Below are 22,113 nucleotides of genomic sequence, written 5' to 3' on the forward strand. Positions count from 1 at the left end.
CCTCAATCCGCTCCCACTGAGCGTCGGTCAGCACTCGATCGCGAGACATATCCGCAGCAAATCAGCCCCACCACGCTCAACTTAGGAGACACGCCCTAGGCGTCGACCGTGTCGGCGGCCCGCCGGATCCCGGCGAGGTCGATGCGGCGCATCTGCAGCATCGCCTGGGTCGCCCGCTGGGCGCGCGCCGGATCGGGGTCGCGGAGCAGGGCCATCAGCTCGACCGGGACCACCTGCCAGGAGACGCCGAAGCGGTCCTTCAGCCAGCCGCACATGCTCTCCTCGCCGCCGTCGGTGAGCCGGTCCCAGTAGTGGTCGGCCTCCTCCTGGTCGGCGCACATGATCTGGAAGGAGACCGCCTCGGTGAACGGGAACTGCGGGCCGCCGTTGAGCGCGGTGTACCGCTGGCCGTCGAGGGTGAAGTCGACCGTCAGCACGTCGCCCTCCTCCATGGGCGGTGGCATGCCGGGGCCGTAGCGGGTGACCTCGTCGATGCGGGAGTTCGGGAAGACCGAGGTGTACAGCATCGCCGCCTCCTCGGCCTGGCCGTCGAACCACAGGCACGGGATCTGCTGGGGCATGGTCGGGTCCTCCCTGCGCGCACCGGCCGGGCGCCGGTGTCGAGGTGTGGACGCCTGCCGGCGGCCGGACTCATCGGTCCGCGGCGCCGGGCGCCCCCGCCGTTTGACCGGTCGCCGGTGGCGGGCACTGGGAGCAGGACCGCGTTCCCGACCACGAGGAGAACTCATGGCCCGCTCGACCCGCCCCCGCCTGGTCCGCCGGACCGTGGCCGCGTTCGCCATCGCCGCCGCGTCGCTGACGACCGCCGCATGCGGGGAGGACGTGGTGGACGACGGGGTGGAGCAGAACGTCGAGGAGGGCGTGGAGGACGCCGAGCAGGAGGTCGAGGACACCGAGCAGGAGGTCGAGGACTGATCCACGCGCCCTCTCCGGGCCGACCACCGGCGCGCCCGGGCCGGGGAGGCACCTCCCGGGCCCGGGCGCGGCGGCGTCGCCCTGCTAGTGGCCCGAGCTGCCGGGGCTGGAGTGCCAGAGCTTCCGCGGCGGCCCCGCGGCGGCGCGGCGGGCCGCGACCTTGGTCTCGTCGCCGGCGGGCTTGATGTCGGCGTAGGGCGACATCCGGAAGCCGGTCGGGTGGACCAGGACCGGCCGCACGACCACCGGCCGGGAACCGTGCGAGGCGGCGGCCCCGGCGATCGCCTGCTCGGTGTACCCCCCCGGCGCCGCCATCAGGTCGCGGACGCCGCCCAGCCCGTCGGCCTCCCACGCCTCGTGCAGCGCCGGCAGCTCCCACGCCCCGGTGGCCCGCAGCGACACCCCGCGCGGTCCGGTCCGCCGCAGCACCCCGCGGATGACCAGCAGCCACGAGTGGAAGACCGTCGCCGCGTAGGGGCCCTGCGCGTCCTCGAAGAAGGTCGAGTCGGTGCAGCCGGTGCCGTCGTCGAGGGTCACGAACACCACCCGGCGCCCGGACCGGATCGGCGGCGTCTGGGTGGCCACCTTGACCCCGGCGACCAGCACCTCGCTGCCGCTGCGGCAGCCGAGGAGCTCCCCGGCCGGCACCGCGCCGAGGGCGGACAGGAACGGCCGGTAGAAGTCGACGACGTGCCGGCTGGCGTCCAGCCCGAGCACCTCCAGCTCCGCCCGCACCAGCTCGGCGTCGGTGAACTCGGGCAGCCCGCTGCCCTCGGCCCACTCCGGGCCGGCCGCCTCCCCACCGGGCTCACCGGTGGACTCGTCGGGCAGCTCCAGCCCCATGAGGTCCAGGCTCAGCTGCCCGTCGGAGGTCGCCCGGGCGCCGCTGCGGCTCCACCGGTCGAGCTCGCTGATCTGCAGCAGCAGGTCGCGCCGGGTCACCTGGTGGCGCCGGCGGGTGGGCCGGCCGGCCTCCCGGTCGCGCATCCCGAACCCGTAGAGCGAGTCGAACCCGCCGGCCAGCACCAGCCGCTCGACCACCGGGCGGGACACCGACGCCCGCCCCCAGAAGTCCGTCAGCGACCGGTAGGGCTGCCCGGCGACCACCCGCGCCACCTCGTCGTCGGAGATCCCCTTCACGTCGGCCAGCGACAGCCGGATGCCGTACCGCGTGGGGTCGGGCATCGCGGCGGGCATCCACTCCGGGCGGCGCCAGGCCGAACCCTCGACCTCCATCTCAGCTTCAGGGTCGCCGCCGGACCCGCCGCCGAGCCGCTCGACCCGGTAGCTGCCGGTCGAGGCGTTGACGTCGAGCCCGAGCACCCGGATGCCGAAGTTGCGGGCGTCGTCGAGGATCAGCCGCTTCGGGTACATGCCGGGGTCGTGGGTGAGCACCCCGGCCAGGAAGGCCGCCGGGTGGTGGGTCTTCAGCCACGCCGACTGGTAGGTGGGCAGCGCGAACGCCGCCGCGTGCGCCTTGCAGAAGCCGAACGAGCCGAAGGCCGCGAGCACCTCCCACACCCGCTCGGCGACCTCCACCGGGTAGCCGGCGTCCAGCGCCCGCGGCACGAACCACGCCCGCACCTCCGGGTGGGCGTCCTTCTCCCCCAGCGCCCGGCGGACCTCGTCGGCCTCGGCCAGCGTGCAGCCGGCCATCCGCGCCACCACCTGCAGCACCTGCTCGTGGAAGACCACCACCCCGGCGGTCTCGGCGAGGGCGAACTCCAGGTCGGTGTGCGGGTACTCGGGGTCGCGCCAGCCGTTCCTGGCCATGAGGAACGGGGTGACCATGTCGCTCTTCACCGGCCCGGGCCGGAACAGCGAGATGTCGATGATGATGTCCTCGAACGTCCGCGGCCCGAACTTGCCGACCAGCTCCCGCTGACCCGGCGACTCGATCTGGAACATGCCGAGCGTCCGGGTGCTGCGGATCAGCTCGAACGTCGTCGGGTCGTCCCGCGGGATCGCGTCGATGTCCACCGCCTCGTCGTCGACCCGCTCGATCTCGTCGAGCGCGTGCGCGATCGCCGACTGCATCCGGATGCCCAGGAGGTCCAGCTTGAGCAGCCCCAGCTCCTCGACGTCGTCCTTGTCGAACTGGCTCATCGGGTAGCCGAGGTAGCTGCTCTCCACCGGCGTGCGGTCCAGCAGGGTGGCGTCGGAGAGCAGCACCCCGCACGGGTGCAGGGCGATGTGCCGGGGCAGGCCGTCCAGCCGGGAGACCAGGTCGAACAGCAGGTCGAGGTCGCCGGTGCCACCGGCGCGGCGCGAGCCGTACCGGCTGGCCCGCAGCTCGGGGAGGTCGCGCAGCGCGGCGTGCACCTGGTTGGCCCGGATGTGCGGGAACGCCTTGGCGACGGCGTCGATCTCCGCCGGCGGCAGGCCGAGCGCCGCCCCGACGTCGCGGATGGCGTGGCGCACCCGGTAGGTGTCCATCATCGAGATGCAGCTGACCCGGTCGGCGCCGAAGCGGTCGATGACCGCGTCGTAGACCTCCATCCGGCGGGCGGACTCCACGTCGATGTCGATGTCGGGCAGCTGGTGGCGCAGCGGCGAGAGGAACCGCTCCATCAGCAGGCCGTAGCGCAGCGGGTCGACGTCGGAGATGCCCAGCAGGTAGGTGACCAGGCTGCCGGCGCCCGATCCGCGCGCCGCCGCCCGGACCCTCGAGCTCTTGATGAGGTCGACCACGTCCGCGACCGTGAGGAAGTAGGAGGGGTAGCCGAGCGAGTCGATGACCGCCAGCTCCTCCTCCAGCCGCCGGCGGACCCGGGCGGTGGGCGCCATGCCGCGCCGCCCCAGCCCGGCCTCGCACCGGGCGCGCAGCACCTGCGCCGGGCCCATCCCCCGCTCGGCCGGGCTGGTGACGACGTCCAGCTCGGGGTACCGGACGCTGCCGATGCCCAGGTCGCCGGTGGGGTCGACGGCGCACTGCTCGGCCAGCCGGGCGGTGCGCTCGAGCAGCCGCAGGGCGGCGTCCCGGTCGGGGCCGGCCAGGTCCTCGGCGACCTCGGCCATCTCCTTGCCCGACTTCAGGTAGCCCTCGGCCGTGGTGCGGTCGACGTGCCGGGCACCCAGCGGGACCAGCCGCCGGGCGGCGTCGAGCACGTCGGCGGTCGGGGCGTCGAGGGCGTCGACGTACCGGACCGCGTTGCTCAGGACCACCGGCACCTGCTGCTCGGCGGCGAACCGGAGCAGCGCCTGCGCACGCTGCCGGTCGCCCCGGCCCCGGTGGTGCACCACCTCGAGCGCCAGCCCCGGGCCGAAGACCGCGCGCCAGGCGTCCAGCTGCTGGACGGCCAGGTCGGCCCGGCCGGCGAGGAGGGCCCGGCCCACCGGTGAGCCGGGGCCGAGCAGGGGCACCAGCCCGGTGGCGTGCTCGGCGGCGATCGCCAGCGAGCTCACCGGTTCGCCGCGGGTGCCGCGCAGGTGGGTGGCGCTGGTGAGCCGGCACAGCGAGCGCCAGCCGGCGCCGTCGCGCGCGAGGAAGGTGACCCGGGGCAGCCGCGGGTCGACGCTCACCCCACCGCGGGCCGGCGACCGGCGCGGCGGCGTGGCGGCCCGCGACCGCGGGGTCCGGGCCGTGGCCGGGTCATCCCCCAGCACGTGCGCGAGCGCCGGCGGCACGCTGGTGCCCAGCGCCGGCGCCACCGCGAGGTCGACACCGAAGATCGGCCGCACCCCGGCCGACCGGCAGGCCAGCGCGAACTTCACCGCGCCGTACAGCCCGTCCCGGTCGGTCAGGGCCAGGGCCGGCATGCCGTGCTCGGCCGCCCGCGCCACCAGGTCGGCGGGGTGGTTGGCCCCGTACCGCATGGAGTAACCGGACGCGACGTGCAGGTGGACGAAGGGATCGCTCACCTCCGGGGACCGGTGGACCGGGAGGCGGCACCGCCGACCACGTGCGGCCGCGGGTAGCGGGGCGGCTCGGGCAGCGGGTCCGCGCCCAGCCCCGCCTCGACCACGGTGAGGAAGCTCCGCACGTCGCGGACCAGGTCGTCGGCCTCCCGCTCGGTGACCGCGCGGGACAGCCCCGCCTCCGCCGCGGCGCGCTTGGCCGCGCCGGCGGCGAAGAAGGTGGCCCACTCCCCCAGCTCCGGGGCGACATCCCCGAGCAGCACCCAGGCGCTGCGCGGGCGCCGGCGGCCACCCTCGGGCCGGGTGCGCGCGGCGAGCACCGCCGCGGCGGCACGGAGAGCGGCCAGGTGCGCGGTGGCGTACCGCTCCCGCGGGTCGGTGGCCGAGACCGCCTCCGCCAGGCCGCGGTGGGCCTGGCGGAGCAGCCCGGCGGCCGCGGCGGGCAGCGCGGGGGGCAGCGGCAGCTGGCCGGCCGGCACGGCGCGTGCGGCGCCCATCAGTCGTGCACCCGGACGAGCCACCAGCGGTTGCCGGAGGCGTCCCACGTCAGGTCGTAGACGCCGGCGAAGCTCATGCGCGACCGCCCGGCCCGCACCGCCTCCACCCGCCAGACCTCGCGGGGCGCGACCAGGTCGTCCGATGCGCCGCCCGCCTCGGCGTCCCGGAGCCACCAGGGCGCCGTCTCCACCCAGGAGTCGAGCAGCTCACCCACGACGTACCGGGACTGCCCGCGCCAGAACTGCAGCGGGCCCAGCGGGCCGCGTTCGACCTGCACCTCCTCGCCGGCCCGACCGACGACGACCTCACCGAGCACCCGACCCATGACAGCCTCCCCACGCCTCGCCCGCCGCACGCCCACCACCCCGCCGGCGGGGAAGAAGCCGGGAGAGGCGGGCCGATCCGCTTCGTTCGAACATGCGTTCGAACTGGTGTCCAGTAGACCGGAACGCTCCCCCCTCGTCAAGCCGGGCCGCGGCGTGTCCGCCCACCCGGACCCAGGCCGCGCGACGGGCCCGTGCGCGCGGATCCCGAGGCCGTCGGACGCACGCCGGCCCGGCCCTCACCTGCGGCCCGCCCCGCCGAACCACCCGGAGCGCCCCGGCCGCCCTCAGCTCCAGAGCGGGTCGGGGGGTGCCTGCTCGTCGAGCCACGGCGGTTCCGGCTCGGGGTCGTGGTACCAACCGGGCGGGCGGGTGGTGCGGGAGACGCCCGACGGGGTGCGGACCACGAGCCGGCCGTCGGGGTGCAGGGTGAACGACCAGCCGCGGGCGAAGGTCTTGATCCGGTGGTGCCGCCGGCACAGGCAGCAGAGGTTCCAGCAGTCGGTCGGGCCGCCGTCGGCGAAGGCCTGCCCGTGGTCGATGTCGCAGCGGCCGGCGCGGCGGCGGCAGCCCGGCATGCGGCAGTGCCGGTCGCGCACGCCGACCAGCCGTTCCTGGGCCGCGGTGGGCCGGTACCCGGGCGTCGGGGGTGGCGGCCGGAGGCCGGGCCCGTCGGGTTGCCCGGGCGGGTGGTTGCCGGGTGGGTGGTTGCGGGGCGAGCTCTTCCCGCGACGCACCCGGCGCCCCCGGCCGGCGGCGCGGCGGAGCTCGGCCGGGGTGGCCACCGCGACGGTCTCACCGATGGTCGGGTCGTCGATCGCGACGTGGACCGACCCGCCCGGTACCGGGGACAGGTCGAGCACGTCGAAGGAGTCCAGCAGTTCCCGGCACTGGGCGGCGGAGATCAGCTGCCCGTCCAGCTCCGCCGGAGCCGCCCCGGGCGGGGCGTCGGGCCGCAGCGAGGGCAGCGCGGCGTGGACGTGCAGCTGCGCGGTCACCGGCGGACGGCTGGTGTCCCACGGCCGCAGGATCAGGTCCAGCGTCGCCGCCGAGCGCAGCACGCCCATCGGCCGGTCGTCGCCGTCGGCCCGCATCCACCGCGCGTACTGGTCGACCGCGTCACGGGCCGCGTGCACCGCCGGCAGCGGGCCCTCGACGACCAGCCGGCCCAGGTCGTCGGCGGTGCGCTGCACGTGCACGTCGGCCTTCCGCTCGGCCTCCCTGCGGCGGCGCTCCTTCGCCTCGCCGTCGACCCGGTAGAGGTGGTAGCGGACGCGGTCGCCCAGCCGGGACGGCGGGCAGTCCGCGGCGCCCGGCAGCACCCGCGCCTGCACCGCGGCGGCGACGGCGTCGGAGGCGTCGCCCAGCAGGTCGAGCAGGATCCGCACCTTGCGGATGCTCAGCCGCCCGGCGAACATCTCCGCCCACGTGGCGGCGAGCTTCGTGGTGAGCAGGATCGACTCGGCGGCCAGGCGGCCGGCCTCGGCCTCCGAGCAGTGGCGGATCACCGCCAGCTCGGAGACGAAGTCGTCGGAGACGTCGGCGAGCGCGGCCGGGCGCGCCGCCCGGGAATCCGGCCCCGGCCTGCCGCGGGGGCGGTAGTCGGCGTCCCGCTCCACCGACCGGCGGCGCGCCAGCTCCGCGATGGCGGCCGCCTGCCGGGCGTACTCCCGGGCCATGTGCGCGTCGGCCGACCAGATGTCGCACACCAGCTCGAACTCGCCCCCGTCCGGTGGCACGACCTCGCCGGGGAGCAGCGGCATCGGCACGCCGTCGCCGGGCAGGCACGAGCCGTCGTCCTCCATGGCTGCACGCTAGGCCGGGGCTACGACATTTCTGAGCGGTCAGAGGCCGGGAGGCGCGGTCGAGAAGGCATGGTTCACGCCAGCACCTCACCGTTCAGGAGCGGCATCTCCTCCGCGGCTCCCGGCTCGCCGCCTCGTCAGTGCACCGGCCGGGTCGGCGGACGGCCTCCGGCAGGCCGCAGCGATCTGCCGGACTGCACCGCCCGGGACACGCCGGGCGCGCGCGCCTGCGGGCGGTGGCAGGATCGACCCATGAGCCCGCCCACGCACCCCCGGGTGGCCGCCGTAGCCCGGGCCCTCGCCGCGGCCGGCGCCGAGGGTGAGGTGCGCACCCTCCCCGCCGAGGTCCGCACCGCGGCCGCTGCCGCGAAGGCGCTGGGCGTCCCGGTCGGCGCGATCGTCAACAGCCTGGTCTTCCTCGCCGACGGCGCACCGCTGCTCGTCCTCACCAGCGGCGCGCACCGCGTCGACGTCCTCCAGGTCGCGGCGCTGCTGGGCGTCGGTTCCCTGGTCCCCGCGCCGCCGGAGGTCGTCCGCGAGCAGACCGGCCAGCCCATCGGCGGGGTGGCCCCGGTCGGCCACCCCGCCCCGCTGGGCACCCTGGTCGACGTGGAGCTCGCCCGCTACGACCGGCTGTGGGCCGCGGCCGGGCACCCGGCGGCGGTCTTCCCCACCAGCTACGACGAGCTGCTCCGCATCACCGCCGGCACCGCGGCCGAGGTGGGCGGCGGCCTCCTGGACGGCACCGGCACCACGGTCGGCGGGGACCCGCTGCCCGGCGCGCCGCCGCCGGATCCCGCCGGGGCGGTCGCCCCGTGACGGGCACCCGCCCCGCCACCCGGATCCTCGAGCTGCCCGCCCCCTGGATGCGCGAGCACATGCACGAGGTGCTGGCCATCTACGGGCTGGCGATGGGCTACGACTCCGGCATCGTCGCCGGCCGGTACGGCTACGCCATCCAGCACACCGAGCGCCCCGGGTTCCGCGCGGTCGGCGCCTTCGCCCGCACCGCCGAGGGCGAGCGGCTGGTCGGGTTCGGCTACGGCTACCTCATCGCCCCCGGCCAGTGGTGGCACGACCAGGTGCGGGCCGCGCTGGACCGGCGGACGGCGAAGAAGTGGCTGCCCGGCGCCTTCGAGGTCTGCGAGCTGCACGTGCACCCCGACGCCCAGAGCCAGGGGCTGGGCCGGCAGCTGCTGCACGCCCTGGTCGAGGGCCTGCCGCACCCGGTCGCGCTGCTGTCCACGCCGGACGCCGACACCAAGGCCTTCCGGCTGTACCGCGCCGACGGCTTCGTCGACCTGGCCCGCGGCTACCACTTCCCGGGCGACTCGCGGCCCTTCGCGATCCTCGGCGCGCGGCTCCCGCTGCATCCACCCGGCCCCTCCGCGACGAACTCCCGGGCGTGACCGCCTCCCCCGGTGCCGTGGACGTCGTCGTCGTCGGCTCCGGCCACAACGGCCTCGTGGCCGCCTGCTACCTGGCGCGCGAAGGCCTCTCCGTGGAGGTCCTCGAGTCCGACGAGGTCCTCGGCGGGGCGGTCTCCACCGTGGAGCGCTGGCCCGGCGTGCGGGTGGACCGCGGGTCGAGCGCGCACGTGATCGTCCGGCACAGCGGCATCGTCGAGGAGCTCGCGCTGGCCGGGCACGGCCTCCGCTACATCGACTGCGACCCGTGGGGCTTCGCGCCCGCGCCCTCCCCCGGTGCCCCGGGCCCGGACGGCCGGCCGCTGGTCCTCTCCGTCGACCTGGACGCCACCTGCGCCTCGATCGAGGCCGCCTGCGGTCCGGAGGACGCCGCCGCCTACCGCCGGTTCGTCGAGGTGTGGGCGCCCCGCAGCCGCGCCGTCGTCGCGTCGTTCGGCCGGGCGCCGACGGCCGGCGGGCTGCTGCGCTCCTTCTGGCCGCTGGGCGCGCCGGCCGACGGGCGACCGCGCACCCCCGGCGGCGAGCTGGCCGCGGACTTCCTGGGCTCCGGCGACGCGCTGCTGGACAAGTGGTTCACCAGCGAGCGGCTCAAGGCCGCCCTGGCCTGGTTCGGCGCGCAGTCCGGCCCGCCGATGTCCGAGCCCGGCACCGCCGCGATGGTCGGCTGGGTGGCGCTGCTGCACGACGTCCCCCCGGGCCACCCGGTCGGCGGCTCCGGCGGTCTGACGGAGGCGCTGCGCCGGCGGCTGGAGGCCGACGGCGGGCGGGTGGTGCTCGGCGACGGCGCCGCGCGGCTGCTGGTGGAGGACGGCCGGGTGACCGGTGTCGAGACCCGGTCCGGCCGGGTCGTGCGGGCGAACTCGGTGGTGGCCGCCTGCCACATCGGCGTCACCCGCGAGCTGGCCGGGGAGGCCGCGCCGCCCGTCCTCGCCGACGCCGCGCCACCCGTCGGCAACGGCTTCGGGCTGGTCGTGCGGGCGCTGACCGACGCCCCGCCGTCCTACCCCGGCGCCGGGCCGGAGGCGCTGCAGGGTCTGCAGCTGCTGTGCACCGACCGCGCGCAGCTGGCCGCCGCGCACGGCGACTGGGGTGCCGGCCGGGTGCCGCGCGAGCCGGTCCCGCTGGCGATGTCGTTCTCCGCGAGCGACGCCACGCTGGCCCCGCCGGGACAGCACGTGGTCACCATCTGGGGCCAGTGGTACCCCTACGCGCTGGCCGACGGCGCCGACTGGGACGCCCTGGCCGACGCCGAGGCCCGCCGCCTGGTGGCCGCCGTCGACCGCTACGCCCCCGGGTTCGCCGCCTCCGTGCGGAAGACCTACGTGCAGACCCCGCTGGCGCTCGAGCGGGAGCTGTCCCTGCCCCGTGGCAACGTCATGCACGTGGAGATGGGGTTGGCCAGCATGTTCGCCCTCCGCCCCGCGCCGGGGCTGTCGGGTCACCGCGTGCCCGGGCTGACCGGCCTCTATCTGGCCGGCGCCTCCACCCACCCCGGCGGTGGCGTCTCGGGCAACTCCGGGCGGACGGCGGCGCGCACCCTGCTGGCCGACCGCGGCGCGCTGCCCCGCGCCCGGGCGGTGGCCGGTCGCGCGCTGCGCCGGGTGCGCGGCGGGGCGGGCCGGGCGTGACGGCCACTGCACCGGCCCCCGCGCCCACCGCCGTCCGCGTGGTCCCCTGGGCCCTCACCGCCGCGCTGATCGCCACGGCGATCGCCTACCCGCTGGCCTCGGGCGCGTCCCGGGACGCCGTCTCCTGGGGCATCGTGCTGCTGGGGTCGGCGCTGTCGGTCGCGCACGCGGGCCTCGGCCGCGGTGCCCGCACCGGCGTGGGCGTGCTCGTGCTCGTCGCGCTGGTCTCGATCGCCTTCGAGTCGGTGGGCGTGGCCACCGGGTTCCCCTACGGCACCTACTCCTACAGCGACGTCCTCGGCCCCACGCTGCTCGGCGTGCCGTTCCTGGTGCCGCTGGCGTGGCTGATGATGGCCTGGCCCAGCTGGCTGCTCGGCGAGGTGCTGGCCCGGCCGGTGCGCGCGGACCGCCGCAGGCCGGCGCGGATCGCCTGGGCCGCGGCGGTCTTCGCGGCGTGGGACGTCGTCCTCGACCCCCAGCTGGTGCAGGCCGGCTACTGGACGTGGGCCCACCCCTCCCCCGGCCTGCCGGGGATCGACACCGTGCCGCTGACCAACCTGGCCGGCTGGCTGCTGGCCGGGCTGGTGCTCATGACCCTGCTGGACGTGCTGGTGGAGCGCACCGCCCGGCCACCGCGCACGGGCCCGGGCGCGCCGCTGCTCGCGCTGGCCTGGATGACGCTCGGCGGCGCGCTGGCGCACGCCGGCTGGCTGGGCCTGCCCGGGTCGGCGGCCTGGGGCGCGGGGCTGGGGACGGCGGTGCTGGCCGTCCTGGCGGTGCAGCACCGGCGCGCGGGACGACGGTGAGCGGCCACCTGCTCCGCGCGCTGGCGGGCGTCGCCGTCGCCGGTGCCGCCCACGCCGGGGTGAACGCCGCGCTGCTGCGCCGCCCACCGGCCGACCCGCCGCCGGTGACCCGCGCGGTCACCGTGGTGCTGCCGGTGCGCGACGAGGCCGACCAGGTCGCCGGCTGCCTGGAGGCGCTGCTCGACCAGCGCGGGCTGGCACGGCTGCGGGTCGTCGTCGTCGACGACGGCTCCACCGACGGCACCGCCGGCGTCGTGCGGGCCGTGACCGACCCGCGTGTGCAGCTGGTCACCGCGCCACCGCCACCGCCCGGGTGGCTGGGCAAGCCGCACGCGTGCGCGGTGGGGGCGGCCGCGGCCGAGGCCGCAGCCGAGGTGCTGGTGTTCGTCGACGCCGACGTCCGCCTCTTCCCCGATGCCATCGCGGCCGCCGTCGCGGTGCTCGACGAGCACCGGCTGGACCTCGTCTCGCCGTGGCCCCGGCCGCTCGCCGTGGGCGCCGCCGAGCGCCTGGTGCAGCCGCTGGCCCCGTGGCTGTGGACGACGACGCTGCCGCTGCGGCTGGCCGAGCGCTCCTCCCGCCCCTCGCTGGCCGCCGCGAACGGCCAGTTCCTCGTGGTGCGCCGCGGCGCCTACGCCCGCGCCGGCGGCCACGCGGCGGTGCGCGGCGAGGTGCTCGAGGACATCGCCCTCCTGCGGGCGGTCAAGCGCGCCGGTGGCCGGGGCGTGCCGATCGACGGCTCCCGCCTGGCCGCCTGCCGGATGTACGAGGGCTGGGCCGCCGTCCGCGACGGCTACGCGAAGTCGCTCTGGGCCTCGGTGGGCGGCACGCCGGCAGGCGGGCTCGCCGCCGCGGCCGCGCTCACCGCCGTCTACGTCGTCCCGCCGCTGGCCGCCGTCCGCGGGTCGCGCGCCGGGCTGGTGGGCTACCTGGCCGGGGTGGCCGGCCGGGTGGCCAGCGCGCGGGCCAGCGGCGGCCGGGCCTGGCCCGACGCGCTGGCCCACCCGCTGTCGGTGCTCGCCCTGGACGCCCTGATGCTCCGGTCGGTGCGGGGGCGGCGGCGCGGCACGCTGCGGTGGCGTGGCCGCCCGGTCGACGCGACCCGGCCGCCCGCGTCGGAGACGATGGGCCCGTGACCTCCACCGAGCAGCAGCGCACGCGCACCTCGTTCGACCCCGCCGCGATGGACACCGGCGCCTTCTACCGGGTGCTCAACAGCGTCGTCGTCCCCCGGCCGATCGCGTGGGTGTGCAGCCGCTCCGCCGACGGCGTGCACAACCTGGCGCCGCACTCCTTCTACACCGTGGCCTGCGTCGACCCGCCGGTCGTCCAGTTCACGTCCGTGGGGCGGAAGGACTCGCTGCGCAACGTGGAGGCCACCGGCGAGTTCACCGTGAACCTCACCCCGGAGGCGCTCTTCGAGCAGGTCAACGCCACCGCGACCGACTTCCCCCCGCACACCAGCGAGGCCGAGCAGGCCGGGGTGCGGCTGGAGCCGGCGGACACGGTGCAGGCCATGCGCGTGGCGGAGTCGCCGGTCTCCATCGAGTGCGTCCTGCACGCCACCCTGCGCCTCGGCGACAGCACCGTCGTCCTCGGCCGGGTCCAGCACATCAGCGTGTGGGCCGACGCCGTGCGGGACGGGCGTCCGCGGATCGAGCACCTGAAGCCGCTCGCGCGGCTGGGCGGCAACGAGTGGGCGACGATCGGCGAGGTGCGCGAGATCGCCCGCATCCCGCACCGCCGCTGGACCGAGGACCCGTCGATCGGCGAGGCGGTGCGGCGCCGCGAGGACCAGGGGAGCTGATCCCGGCGGCGGTCAGCCCGGCAGGTGCGCGGCCACCTCGTCGGCGGCCTCGGCGCCGAACGCCTCGGCGAACCGCTGCAGGAAGCTCTGCCGCGGGAGGTCGTACTCCTGGGTGCCGATCACCTCGACCGCGGCGGTGGCGACGGCGGAGCCCAGCTGCGTCGCCCGCTCCAGCCCCAGACCCCAGGTCCGCCCGGCGATGAACCCGGCGCGCAGCGCGTCACCGCCACCGGTCGGCTCCACCGGCTTGGTCTCGGGCACCGCGATCACCGACAGCGGCGCCTCCCCCTCCCGCCGCACCAGGACGCCGTCCGCGGCGCGGGTCGTCACCCAGGTGCCCACCCGGGCCAGCACCTCGTCGGCCGTCCAGCCGGTCTTCTGCAGCAGCAGCGCCGACTCGTACTCGTTGGTGAAGAGCACCTCCGCGCCGTGCACCAGCTCGCGGATCATCTCGCCGTCGGCCCAGGCCAGCTGCTGGCTGGGGTCGGCGGCGAACGCGTAGCCCCGCTGCCGGCACTCCTGCGTGTGCCGCACCATGGCGGTCGGGTCGTTGGGGCCGACGACGACCAGGTCGGGGGCGCCCACCCGGTGGACCACCGGCGCCAGCTCGATCTGCGCGGCCTCGGCCATCGCCCCCGAGTAGAACGACGCGATCTGGTTGTTCGCCTCGTCCGTGGTGCAGACGAAGCGGGCGGTGTGCTTCAGCTCCGACCAGTGCACGCTGCCGGTGTCGACGCCGTGCCGCGACAGCCAGGCCTCGTAGTCGGCGAAGTCGCTGCCGACCGCCCCCACCAGCACCGGGGCCAGGCCGAGCAGGCCCAGCCCGTAGGCCATGTTCGCGCCCGCGCCCCCGCGGTGCTGGACGAGGTCGTCGACGAGGAAGGAGAGGGACACGTTCTCCATCTGCCCCTCGACGAACTGCTCGGTGAAGCGGCCGGGGAAGGTCATCAGGTGGTCGGTGGCGATGGAGCCGGTGACGACGACGGGCACGGGAGGCGCTCCTCCGGGTCGGGCTGCCTCGGGCCGCCGCGCCGCGGGGAACCGGGCGGGAACGGGAGACGAACGGTGGGGATCGGGCACCGCACACCCTAGGTGCAGCGCGCCCGCACCGCCGTCGGAGGCGCAGGTCAGCCCGACGGCGGGAGGGTGCCCTCCCCGGGACCGGCGAGCTCGGACCCGAGCCAGCGGCCCAGCTGCACCGTGCCCACGACGCCGAGCAGGAGCCCGGTGGCCGCACCGGCCGTGGCGGTCAGGGTGGCGCCGTCGACCCCGGCGACCTCCAGGCCGCTGACCACCCCGGCCCCGCCCAGCGTGAGCCCGGCCATGGCGACCCGGGTCGGCCGCTCCCACAGCGAGATCGGGCCGGTCCGGTGCACGCCGGCCTGCCCGGCGCGGGCGCGCAGGTAGTCGGGCAGCCAGCAGGACGCGCCGAACGCCACCGCGAGCCACCCCGGCGCCCCCGCCACCCACAGCGCCGCCGCGTAGGCGACCTCGGTCAGCCGGTCGACGACGGAGTCGAGGACGAACCCGCGCTGCGAGGCCCGCCCGGTGCCGATCGCCAGCGCGCCGTCGAGGCTGTCCAGCAGCCCCGACAGCCCGACCAGCGCCCCGGCCAGGAGCAGCCACGCGCCGCCCGCGGCGGCCGGGGGCACCGCCGCGGCCGCGACGAGCACGCCGGCGGCGGTGGCGAGCGCCGGGGGCAGCGCGGCCAGCGGCCGGGCGAGCGCGTGCGCGGTGCTCAACCAGCCCCGCACGAGGGGGGCGGACGTGTCCGCACCGCCGTGCCAGCGCGACCAGGCCTCGAGGTACTCCTCCCGGCTCAGCACGGCGCGCCCCCTCCCGACCCGGCGCCGTCCGGTGACGCCGGCCCCTCCACCAGGGACAGTAGGTGAGTGCTCGCCGGTCTCTCCCCCGCCCGTCGCCGCCTCGTCGTCGCGGTGCTCGCCCTGGTCACCGCCGCGGTCGTCGCCCTCGGCGTGCTCCTGGCCACCGGTGGCACGGACGCCGAGGGGCCGGGACCCCAGGCGCGACCGGGGCCGGTGCTGCTGGTGCCCGGCTACGGCGGCGGGACGACGTCGCTGCGGACGCTGGCCGACCGGCTGCAGCAGGCCGGGCGCGACGCCACCGTGGTCCCGCTGCCCGGCGACGGGACGGGCGACCTGGGCGAGGCGGCCGCGGCGCTCGACGACGCCGCCCGCGCGGCCCTGGCCCGCACCGGCGAGGAGAGCGTGGACGTCGTCGGCTACTCGGCCGGCGGGGTGATCGCCCGGCTGTGGGTGGCCGACGGCGGTGCGGGGGTGGCCCGCCGGGTGGTGACGCTGGGCTCACCGCACCACGGCACGGGCCTGGCCGACCTGGCCGGACGGGTCGCGCCGGAGTCCTGCCCGGAGGGCTGCCGGCAGCTGGCGAGCGACAGCCCCGTCCTCGCCCGGCTCAACGCCGGCGACGAGACGCCCGACGGGGTGGGCTGGGTGTCGGTGTGGACGACGCTGGACCGCACGGTGACCCCGCCGGACTCGGCGCGGCTCGAGGGCGCGCTCAACCTGGCCGTGCAGGAGGTGTGCGCGGACAGCCGCGTCGGGCACGGGCAGCTGCCCGGCGACCCGCTGGTGCAGGCGATCGTCCTCGAGCAGCTCACGGCCGGGGAACCGGTGGCGCTCGGCAGCGCGGACTGCGCCCGCCTCGGCGGCTAGCTCGTGACGTCCTTGGTCGTGAAGTTGGCCCAGGCGGCGGCGAGCAGCACGCCCACGTAGACCGCCTGCAGCGCCAGCCCGCGGGTGATGTCCCGCCAGAGGATCGGGTCGCGGAACAGGTCGACGAAGGCCAGCCAGTAGCGGGTCGGCAGGTAGGGCGCGATCGGCGAGGCGGCGTCGAGGGTGAACAGCAGCGACGAGGTGACGAGCACCGCGAGCGCGCCCATCGTCGCGCCGAGCGGTGAGTCGGTGAGCGTGGAGAAGAACAGCGCGAAGGCCGCGACGCCCAGCATCGATACACCGACGTAGCCGACCGCGAGCACGGTGCGGACGGCCAGCTGCTCCGCGGTGAGCGACGTCCCCGACACCGACGTCCCCGCCGCCGGCCGCGCCTCGAACAGCGTCGTGCCGACCAGGTAGCCGACGGCCGCGACCACCACGACGGTGACCAGCACGAAGGCGAGCACCGCCACGAGCTTGGCCACCAGCAGCCGGGTCCGCCCCGCGGGCCGGGCCAGCAGGTACCGCAGCGTGCCCGCCTGCGCCTCCCCGGCGACCGAGTCCCCGGCGACCACCGCCACCGCGATGGGCAGGAAGAGCGGCAGCACGATGGCCAGCGCGGCCAGCGGGTACAGCGCGCCGTTGGTGAGGACGGCGGAGAGGAACGGCGGCCCCTCCCCCGGCCGGGGCGCCAGGTCGGTGAGCACGAGCAGCACCGCCACCAGCACCGGCGGCGCGTTGAGGACGGCGACGATCGCCCAGGTGCGGGGCCGCCGGAACAGCTTGCGCAGCTCGACGGCGATCACCGCGTGCGCTCCACGCGGTCGGCGCTGGTGGCCGCGGCCGCCAGCACCACCTCCTCCAGGGTCGGGCGGTCGGCCGCGAGGCCGGTGACCGGCACCCCGGCGCCCACGAGCAGCGCGTTGACCTCCGCGGGGTCGCCGCCGCGCACCACCACCCGCTCGCCGTCCACGGCGGCGACCCGGCCGTCGAGCACCGCGCGCACCTGCCCGGGCGCCGGCGTGCGGACGACGGTGGCGCCGGTCGGGGCGGTCAGGGTGGCGAGGTCGTCCTGCAGCACCAGGCGGCCGCGGTCGAGGACGCCGACGCGGGTGCACAGCTGCTCGACCTCGGCCAGCAGGTGGCTGGAGAGGAACACCGTCGTCCCGCCGCGGTTCAGCTCGAGCAGCAGCTCGCGGATCTCGGTGATGCCCTGCGGGTCCAGCCCGTTGGTCGGCTCGTCCAGCACCAGGAGCTCGGGCCGGCGCAGCAGGGCGCCGGCCAGGCCGAGGCGCTGCCGCATGCCCAGCGAGTACGCCTTCACCGGCCGGCGCCCCACGCCCCCGAGCCCCACCTGGTCCAGCACCTCGCCGATGCGCCGGCGCCGGTCCCGGCGCGCCCCGCCGGGGCCGGCGGCGTCCAGCAGCGCGAGGTTCTCCCGGCCGGACAGGTGGCCGTAGGCGGCGGGCGACTCGATCAGCGCACCCACGCGGGGCAGCACGAGGCGGCCGGCGCGCGGCATCCGCTCGCCCAGCAGGTCGACCTCCCCGCGGGTGGGCAGCACGAGGCCGAGCAGCATCCGGACGGTGGTGGTCTTCCCCGAGCCGTTGGCGCCGAGGAAGCCGTAGACGTCGCCGGCGCGCACGTCCAGGTCGATGCCGTCGACGGCGTGCACCCGGCCGTACCGCTTGGCCAGGCCGCGGGTGGCGATGACCGTGCTCACCGCCGGCGCCCCGGCAACGGCAGCTGCCCGGCGGCCTCGACCAGGGCGTCGAGGGTGACCGTCCCGACGAGCAGGTACGGCTCCGCGTCCCGGGGATCGACGAGCATGAGCCCGACCGGCCCGGCCGCGATGCGGGTGCTCGTCCCGTCGGTGACGGCGTCCGGGCTCTGGGCCAGCGTGCGGCGCAGCCCGTCGGCCAGCCGCCAGGGCACGGGGGCGACGGCGAGCAGGGTGACCCCGCGCCCGTAGAGACCGATCCCCGGTGGGGCGCCCTCCAGCGTGCGGCGCGGCAGGCCGGCCACCGTGGGCGGGAAGCGCACCGGGGCGAGCCGCCGCCCGGCCTCCAGGACGATCTCTGCCTCCTCCGCGGTGCGGAGGCGGGCGTCCGCGGGCGGGGCGAAGGCGGTGGTCGCGGCGTCCGGGACCGCCAGCTCCAGGTCGAGGAACCGGGTGTCCAGCGCCGGCACCTCCGAGGTCTCGCCGAGGACCACCACCTGCACCGGCAGGCCGCTGGCCCGGTCCACCCACACGTCGACCTGGCGCACCGCCGAGGCCGGCTCCGCGGGGCTGGCGCGCAGCCCGAGTGCGTCCCGGCCGGCGATCCGCCGCGCCCCGATGCGGGTCAGCTCCCCCTCGGCGGCCTCGGCGAGCAGCCGGCGGCCCAGGGTGGCGGGCAGCAGGTCCGGTGGCGCGGGCAGCGCGAGCGGCGTGGCGGCCGCACGGGTCGCGGTGGCCCGCTCGTACTCCCACGTCCAGGTGCCCCGCGCGTCGCGGTGGATGCCCGTCTCGCCGGCCGGGGTGACCACGTCGACCCGGTGGTCGTCGGGGCCCCGCCACCAGACACGCATCTCGGTGCGGTCGCTGAACAGGTCGGCGACCGAGTCCAGCTGGTCGGTCACCGGGAGGGCCAGCCCGCCGGCCGACTCCGCGTAGCCCGAGTACTGCACGCCGGCCGAGGCCAGGACCGCCGCGCGGAGCTCGGCCGCGGGCACGGGCTCGTCGGTGACCGGCAGCGCGCCCACGATCGCGGGGAGCGCGGCCAGGACGGCGACGACCACCCCCACGACGGCCCAGCGCGGGGCCGCCGCCCGTGCGCGGGACGCCATGGCGGCCACCGTAGACCGCGGCCCCCGCCCGGCGGGCCACCTCCGCGTCCTCACCGGGAACTCACCGGGCGGCGGGTCGGGCGGCTCCGTCCACCGGCACGGCCGGGGTGCCGAGGACGCGGTCGACCCACAGCCGGAGCACCCGCCGGTCGAGGTCGCCGCCGTCCCGGAGCACGCTGGTGAGCGCCAGCCCCCGGTAGAGGGCGAGCAGCCCGTCGATCTCGGCCCGGTCGCGGGGGGCCGCCGGGAAGAGCTCGGCGACCAGTTCCCGGACGGCCGCCCCCACGCGCCGCTCGGCGGGCAGCAGGGCCGAGCGCAGGGCCGGTTCCGTGCGCGCGGCCGACCACAGCTCGAGCCCGGCCAGGAAGAGCGGGCCGGACATCACGTGGTGCAGGAGGTCCACCTCGTCGCGCACCCGGCCGGCACCGGCATCGGCGCGCACCTGGGCGATCTGCGCGTCGGCGACGTGCGAGACGGCGGCGACCAGCAGCGCCTCCTTGGTGGCGAAGTGGTGCAGCAGCGCCCCGCGCGACAGCCCCGCCCGTTCCTGCACCCGCTGGGTGGTCGTGCCCGCGTACCCGTGCTCGACGAGGCAGTCGATCGTCGCGGCGAGCAGCCGGGACCGGGTGCCCGCGCGCCGCTGCTCCTGGGTCCGTCGCTCGGTCACCGGAAGAGGATAGGCGCTGACAAACCGTCCGGACTGACTGTAAGTTCGCCGCACCAGCGGCGAGAGGGAGTGGCAACCGGTGTTGACGGTGGATCTGGTTCGACGGGGCGCCCGGCGGTTCGCGGAGCGGACGGCGGTGCTGAGCGGCGACGCGTCGCTGACCTTCCGGGAGGTGGACGACACCGCCAACCGGATGGCGAACGTCCTGATCGGGCTGGGCGTCGCCCGCGGGGACCGGGTGGGCCTGCTGGTCGACAACGGCCTGTGGTCGGTGCCGATCGACTTCGCCTGCCTCAAGGCCGGCGCGGCGCGGGTGCCGCTCAACGCCCGGCTCTCGGCCGACGAGCAGGCGCGGATGCTGGCCGCGACCGGGGTCCGGCTCCTCGTGCACGGCGCCGCGCTCGCCGGACGGGCGGCGGAGCTCGCCGGGCGGGTCGACGGGCTGCGGCTGGTCAGCCTCGGGCAGGCCCCCGACGTGGCGGCGCTGGACCTGCTCGACGAGATGGCCGAGGCCAGCCCCGCCGACCCGCAGCTGCCGGCCGAGCCGGCCGACCCGGTGCTGATCCTCTACACCTCGGGCACGACCGGCTCGCTCAAGGCCGTGGTGCACACCCAGGCCAGCTACGCGGCGATCTGCGCCAACATCCTGGCCAACCTGGTCTCCCCCGGGCGCGACTCGGTCATGCTGCACGCGGCGTCGCTGATCCACGCCAGCGGCACCTTCGTGCTGCCGTACTGGATCCGCGGTGGCGCCGCGGCCGTCCTGCCCGGCTTCGACCCGGGCAGCTACCTCGACTCCCTCGCCCGCTACCGGGCCACCGAGATCAACCTCGTGCCCACCATGCTGGGGATGCTGCTCTCCTCCGGCGCCGCCGAGCGCGCCGACGTCTCCAGCCTCCGGACGGCGGTGTACGGGGCCAGCCCGATGCCCGGCCCCGTGCTCGCCCAGGCCCTCGACGTCTGGGGCCCGCGCCTCGTGCAGTACTACGGGCAGACGGAGGCACCCCTCGCGATCACGGTGCTCGACGCCACGGACCACACCGACCCGGCTCTCGCGGGCACCTGCGGCCACCCCTCGGTGGACGCCGAGGTGCGCGTCGTGGGCCCTGACGGCGGCGCCCTCCCGGCCGGGGAGATCGGCGAGCTCCAGGTGCGCGCCCCGTTCGGCATGGCCGGCTACCACGAGGCGCCCGGGCTCACCGCCGAGACGGTCGACGCCGCCGGCTGGATCGCCACCCGCGACCTCGCCCGGCTGGACGACCGCGGCTACCTGACCCTGGTCGACCGCACCAGCGACATGATCATCACCGGCGGCTACAACGTGTACCCGCGGGAGGTCGAGGAGGCGCTGATGGCGCACCCGGCGGTCTCGGCGGCGGCCGTCGTCGCCGCCCCCGACCCGACGTGGGTGGAGGCGGTCACCGCCTTCGTCACGCTCCGCCCCGGGGCGAGCGCCCGCCCGGACGAGCTGCGGGAGGCGGTCCGCGGCGCGCTGGCCGGCTACAAGGTGCCCAAGGCCGTGCACGTCGTCGACCAGCTCCCCCTCTCCCCCGTCGGCAAGATCCTCCGCCGGGCGCTGCGCGAGCCGCTGTGGGCCGACGCCGCGGAGCGCTCGTCGTGACCGGTGCGGTGACCGTCGAGCGGGACGGCCCGGTGACGACGGTGCGGCTCTCCCGGCCCGCGGCGCGCAACGCCGTCGACGGGCCGACCGCCGCTGCGCTGGCCGACGCCTTCCGGGCCTTCGACGAGGACGAGGAGGCCGCCGTCGCGGTGCTGCACGGCGAGGGCGGCACCTTCTGCGCCGGCGCGGACCTGCGGGCGATCGGCACCGGCCGCGGCAACCGCACGGAGACCGACGGGGACGGACCGATGGGGCCCACCCGGATGCGGCTGCGCAAACCGGTCATCGCCGCCATCGCCGGGCACGCGGTCGCCGGCGGGCTGGAGCTGGCGCTGTGGTGCGACCTGCGCGTGGCCGACGAGACGGCGGTGCTCGGGGTCTACTGCCGGCGCTGGGGCGTCCCGCTCGTCGACGGCGGCACCGTGCGGCTGCCCCGGCTGATCGGCACCTCCCGCGCGATGGACCTGGTCCTCACCGGGCGCGGCGTCGACGCGACCGAGGCGCTGCAGATCGGACTGGTCAACCGGGTGGTCGCCCCGGGCCGGGCGCTGGCCGAGGCGCAGGCGCTGGCCGCCCGGATCGCCGCCTTCCCGCAGACCTGCCTGCGCGAGGACCGCGCCTCGCTGCTCGAGCAGGACGGCCTGGACGAGGAGGCGGCGATGGCCAACGAGTTCCGCCACGGCCTGGTCTCGCTCGCCGTCGACGCGCTGCCGGGCGCCGCGCGGTTCGCCGCCGGCGAGGGCAGGCACGGCGCCGGGGTGTGACCGACCGGTCCGGGGCGCGGCCGGCGCCCCGGACCGGCCGCCTCACCCGAGGGCGACGACCAGGCAGCAGACGGCGAGCAGCAGCACCAGCGGCGTCATGACGAACCGCTCGGGCCGGCTCCGCGAGATGCCGTTCAGCACGACGCCGAGCGCGAGGTAGCCGGTCAGCACCCAGATGCCGACGTCGGCCACGGCCGCGGGCAGCACCGCGACGAGCCCGGCGGCCGCCAGGACGACGACGGCGAAGACCAGGTACAGGACGACGGAGACCGCGCTCCCGGCGCGCAGCCGCGGCGGCAGCACGTCGTGCTGCCCGCCCCAGGCGAACCGGCCCCACGGCCGCCCGGCGGCCAGCGCCACCTGGAAGACGGCGAGGCCGCCCAGCACGGCGCAGGCCAGGACGGCGGCTCCGGTGATCACCGGCGCAGGGTAGGGCCCACCACCGGGGGTG

The 22,113-nt window shown here is 76.9% G+C and carries 22 protein-coding genes; 10 read left to right on the forward strand and 12 right to left on the reverse strand.

Going from position 1 to position 22,113, the window contains the following annotated elements; translation table 11 throughout:
• Positions 1-95 precede the first annotated feature (95 nt).
• Entirely contained in the window at positions 96-581 is a 486-nt protein-coding gene (locus E9549_RS11395; protein WP_236826654.1) for a VOC family protein, read from the reverse strand.
• Positions 582-747: 166 nt separating this feature from the next.
• On the opposite strand from E9549_RS11395, the gene E9549_RS11400 reads away from it, so the two are divergent.
• Entirely contained in the window at positions 748-936 is a 189-nt protein-coding gene (locus tag E9549_RS11400; protein ID WP_236826655.1) for a hypothetical protein, read from the forward strand.
• Between the two features lie 84 nt (positions 937-1,020).
• Here E9549_RS11400 and E9549_RS11405 read toward each other — a convergent pair whose 3' ends face one another.
• From E9549_RS11405 to E9549_RS11420, 4 genes are all read right to left on the reverse strand, one after another.
• Complete coding sequence (locus E9549_RS11405) at positions 1,021-4,797, reverse strand: DNA polymerase III subunit alpha (protein WP_236826656.1); 3,777 nt, start codon at positions 4,795-4,797, stop codon at positions 1,021-1,023.
• Positions 4,794-5,291 carry an SAV_6107 family HEPN domain-containing protein gene (locus E9549_RS11410; RefSeq protein WP_236826657.1) on the reverse strand — a complete coding sequence of 166 codons (498 nt, stop codon included), beginning with the start codon at positions 5,289-5,291 and terminating at the stop codon, positions 4,794-4,796. The genes E9549_RS11405 and E9549_RS11410 overlap by 4 nt, the downstream gene beginning before the upstream one ends.
• Complete coding sequence (locus E9549_RS11415) at positions 5,291-5,617, reverse strand: DUF6504 family protein (RefSeq protein ID WP_236826658.1); 327 nt, start codon at positions 5,615-5,617, stop codon at positions 5,291-5,293. The genes E9549_RS11410 and E9549_RS11415 overlap by 1 nt, the downstream gene beginning before the upstream one ends.
• A 285-nt stretch (positions 5,618-5,902) precedes the next feature.
• Positions 5,903-7,420 carry an HNH endonuclease signature motif containing protein gene (locus tag E9549_RS11420; RefSeq protein ID WP_236826659.1) on the reverse strand — a complete coding sequence of 506 codons (1,518 nt, stop codon included), beginning with the start codon at positions 7,418-7,420 and terminating at the stop codon, positions 5,903-5,905.
• A 252-nt stretch (positions 7,421-7,672) separates the two neighbouring features.
• Here E9549_RS11420 and E9549_RS11425 point away from each other — a divergent pair, with 252 nt between their 5' ends.
• The 6 genes from E9549_RS11425 to E9549_RS11450 are packed head-to-tail and all read left to right on the forward strand — an operon-like array spanning position 7,673 to position 13,088.
• The gene (locus E9549_RS11425; protein ID WP_236826660.1) at positions 7,673-8,239 is read left to right on the forward strand and encodes a YbaK/EbsC family protein; all 567 of its coding nucleotides are present in this window, start codon (positions 7,673-7,675) and stop codon (positions 8,237-8,239) included.
• On the forward strand, positions 8,236-8,829 hold the full coding sequence (locus tag E9549_RS11430) for an N-acetyltransferase (protein WP_236826661.1): 594 nt from the start codon (positions 8,236-8,238) through the stop codon (positions 8,827-8,829). The genes E9549_RS11425 and E9549_RS11430 overlap by 4 nt, the downstream gene beginning before the upstream one ends.
• Positions 8,826-10,475, forward strand: coding sequence for an NAD(P)/FAD-dependent oxidoreductase (locus E9549_RS11435; RefSeq protein ID WP_236826662.1), 1,650 nt, complete (start codon positions 8,826-8,828; stop codon positions 10,473-10,475). Before E9549_RS11430 ends, E9549_RS11435 begins: the two co-directional genes overlap by 4 nt.
• On the forward strand, positions 10,472-11,281 hold the full coding sequence (locus E9549_RS11440) for a carotenoid biosynthesis protein (RefSeq protein WP_236826663.1): 810 nt from the start codon (positions 10,472-10,474) through the stop codon (positions 11,279-11,281). The genes E9549_RS11435 and E9549_RS11440 overlap by 4 nt, the downstream gene beginning before the upstream one ends.
• Positions 11,278-12,417: a glycosyltransferase family 2 protein gene (locus tag E9549_RS11445; protein ID WP_236826664.1), complete on the forward strand. Its 1,140-nt coding sequence runs from the start codon at positions 11,278-11,280 to the stop codon at positions 12,415-12,417. The genes E9549_RS11440 and E9549_RS11445 overlap by 4 nt, the downstream gene beginning before the upstream one ends.
• Positions 12,414-13,088: a flavin reductase family protein gene (locus E9549_RS11450; protein WP_236826665.1), complete on the forward strand. Its 675-nt coding sequence runs from the start codon at positions 12,414-12,416 to the stop codon at positions 13,086-13,088. Before E9549_RS11445 ends, E9549_RS11450 begins: the two co-directional genes overlap by 4 nt.
• A 12-nt stretch (positions 13,089-13,100) precedes the next feature.
• Here E9549_RS11450 and E9549_RS11455 read toward each other — a convergent pair whose 3' ends face one another.
• Both E9549_RS11455 and E9549_RS11460 read right to left on the reverse strand, forming a co-directional pair.
• Complete coding sequence (locus tag E9549_RS11455) at positions 13,101-14,078, reverse strand: carbohydrate kinase family protein (protein WP_236826666.1); 978 nt, start codon at positions 14,076-14,078, stop codon at positions 13,101-13,103.
• Positions 14,079-14,215: 137 nt separating this feature from the next.
• On the reverse strand, positions 14,216-14,914 hold the full coding sequence (locus tag E9549_RS11460; protein WP_236826667.1) for a CDP-alcohol phosphatidyltransferase family protein: 699 nt from the start codon (positions 14,912-14,914) through the stop codon (positions 14,216-14,218).
• A gap of 66 nt (positions 14,915-14,980) precedes the next feature.
• Here E9549_RS11460 and E9549_RS11465 point away from each other — a divergent pair, with 66 nt between their 5' ends.
• A complete protein-coding gene (locus tag E9549_RS11465) occupies positions 14,981-15,781 on the forward strand; it encodes an alpha/beta fold hydrolase (protein ID WP_236826668.1) in 801 nt (266 codons plus the stop codon).
• Here the strand turns inward: E9549_RS11465 and E9549_RS11470 are convergent.
• The 4 genes from E9549_RS11470 to E9549_RS11485 form a co-directional block, all read right to left on the reverse strand.
• A complete protein-coding gene (locus E9549_RS11470) occupies positions 15,778-16,587 on the reverse strand; it encodes an ABC transporter permease (protein ID WP_236826669.1) in 810 nt (269 codons plus the stop codon). The genes E9549_RS11465 and E9549_RS11470 overlap by 4 nt on opposite strands.
• The gene (locus E9549_RS11475; protein ID WP_236826670.1) at positions 16,584-17,504 is read right to left on the reverse strand and encodes an ABC transporter ATP-binding protein; all 921 of its coding nucleotides are present in this window, start codon (positions 17,502-17,504) and stop codon (positions 16,584-16,586) included. Before E9549_RS11475 ends, E9549_RS11470 begins: the two co-directional genes overlap by 4 nt.
• Positions 17,501-18,610, reverse strand: coding sequence for a transcriptional regulator (locus E9549_RS11480; protein ID WP_236826671.1), 1,110 nt, complete (start codon positions 18,608-18,610; stop codon positions 17,501-17,503). Before E9549_RS11480 ends, E9549_RS11475 begins: the two co-directional genes overlap by 4 nt.
• A 61-nt stretch (positions 18,611-18,671) precedes the next feature.
• Positions 18,672-19,277 (reverse strand): TetR/AcrR family transcriptional regulator, encoded by a 606-nt coding sequence (locus tag E9549_RS11485; RefSeq protein WP_236826672.1) that lies wholly within the window; start codon positions 19,275-19,277, stop codon positions 18,672-18,674.
• 88 nt (positions 19,278-19,365) lie between these two features.
• On the opposite strand from E9549_RS11485, the gene E9549_RS11490 reads away from it, so the two are divergent.
• A complete protein-coding gene (locus E9549_RS11490) occupies positions 19,366-20,898 on the forward strand; it encodes a class I adenylate-forming enzyme family protein (RefSeq protein WP_236826673.1) in 1,533 nt (510 codons plus the stop codon).
• Positions 20,895-21,662: a crotonase/enoyl-CoA hydratase family protein gene (locus E9549_RS11495; protein ID WP_236826674.1), complete on the forward strand. Its 768-nt coding sequence runs from the start codon at positions 20,895-20,897 to the stop codon at positions 21,660-21,662. The genes E9549_RS11490 and E9549_RS11495 overlap by 4 nt, the downstream gene beginning before the upstream one ends.
• 42 nt (positions 21,663-21,704) lie before the next feature.
• Here the strand turns inward: E9549_RS11495 and E9549_RS11500 are convergent, their stop codons facing one another.
• Entirely contained in the window at positions 21,705-22,082 is a 378-nt protein-coding gene (locus E9549_RS11500) for a hypothetical protein (protein WP_236826675.1), read from the reverse strand.
• Between the last annotated feature and the right edge of the window lie 31 nt (positions 22,083-22,113).

Origin of the sequence: Blastococcus sp. MG754426 (genome assembly GCF_021699055.1) — a bacterium.
Lineage (GTDB): Bacteria > Actinomycetota > Actinomycetes > Mycobacteriales > Geodermatophilaceae > Blastococcus.

Bases quoted from the DNA above. Each gene is read 5' to 3' on its own strand.
- E9549_RS11420 (WP_236826659.1), bottom strand. From the start codon at position 7,420: ATGGAGGACGACGGCTCGTGCCTGCCCGGCGACGGCGTGCCGATGCCG.
- E9549_RS11400 (WP_236826655.1), top strand. From the start codon at position 748: ATGGCCCGCTCGACCCGCCCCCGCCTGGTCCGCCGGACCGTGGCCGCG.
- E9549_RS11480 (WP_236826671.1), bottom strand. From the start codon at position 18,610: ATGGCGTCCCGCGCACGGGCGGCGGCCCCGCGCTGGGCCGTCGTGGGG.
- E9549_RS11425 (WP_236826660.1), top strand. From the start codon at position 7,673: ATGAGCCCGCCCACGCACCCCCGGGTGGCCGCCGTAGCCCGGGCCCTC.
- E9549_RS11415 (WP_236826658.1), bottom strand. From the start codon at position 5,617: ATGGGTCGGGTGCTCGGTGAGGTCGTCGTCGGTCGGGCCGGCGAGGAG.
- E9549_RS11410 (WP_236826657.1), bottom strand. From the start codon at position 5,291: ATGGGCGCCGCACGCGCCGTGCCGGCCGGCCAGCTGCCGCTGCCCCCC.
- E9549_RS11395 (WP_236826654.1), bottom strand. From the start codon at position 581: ATGCCCCAGCAGATCCCGTGCCTGTGGTTCGACGGCCAGGCCGAGGAG.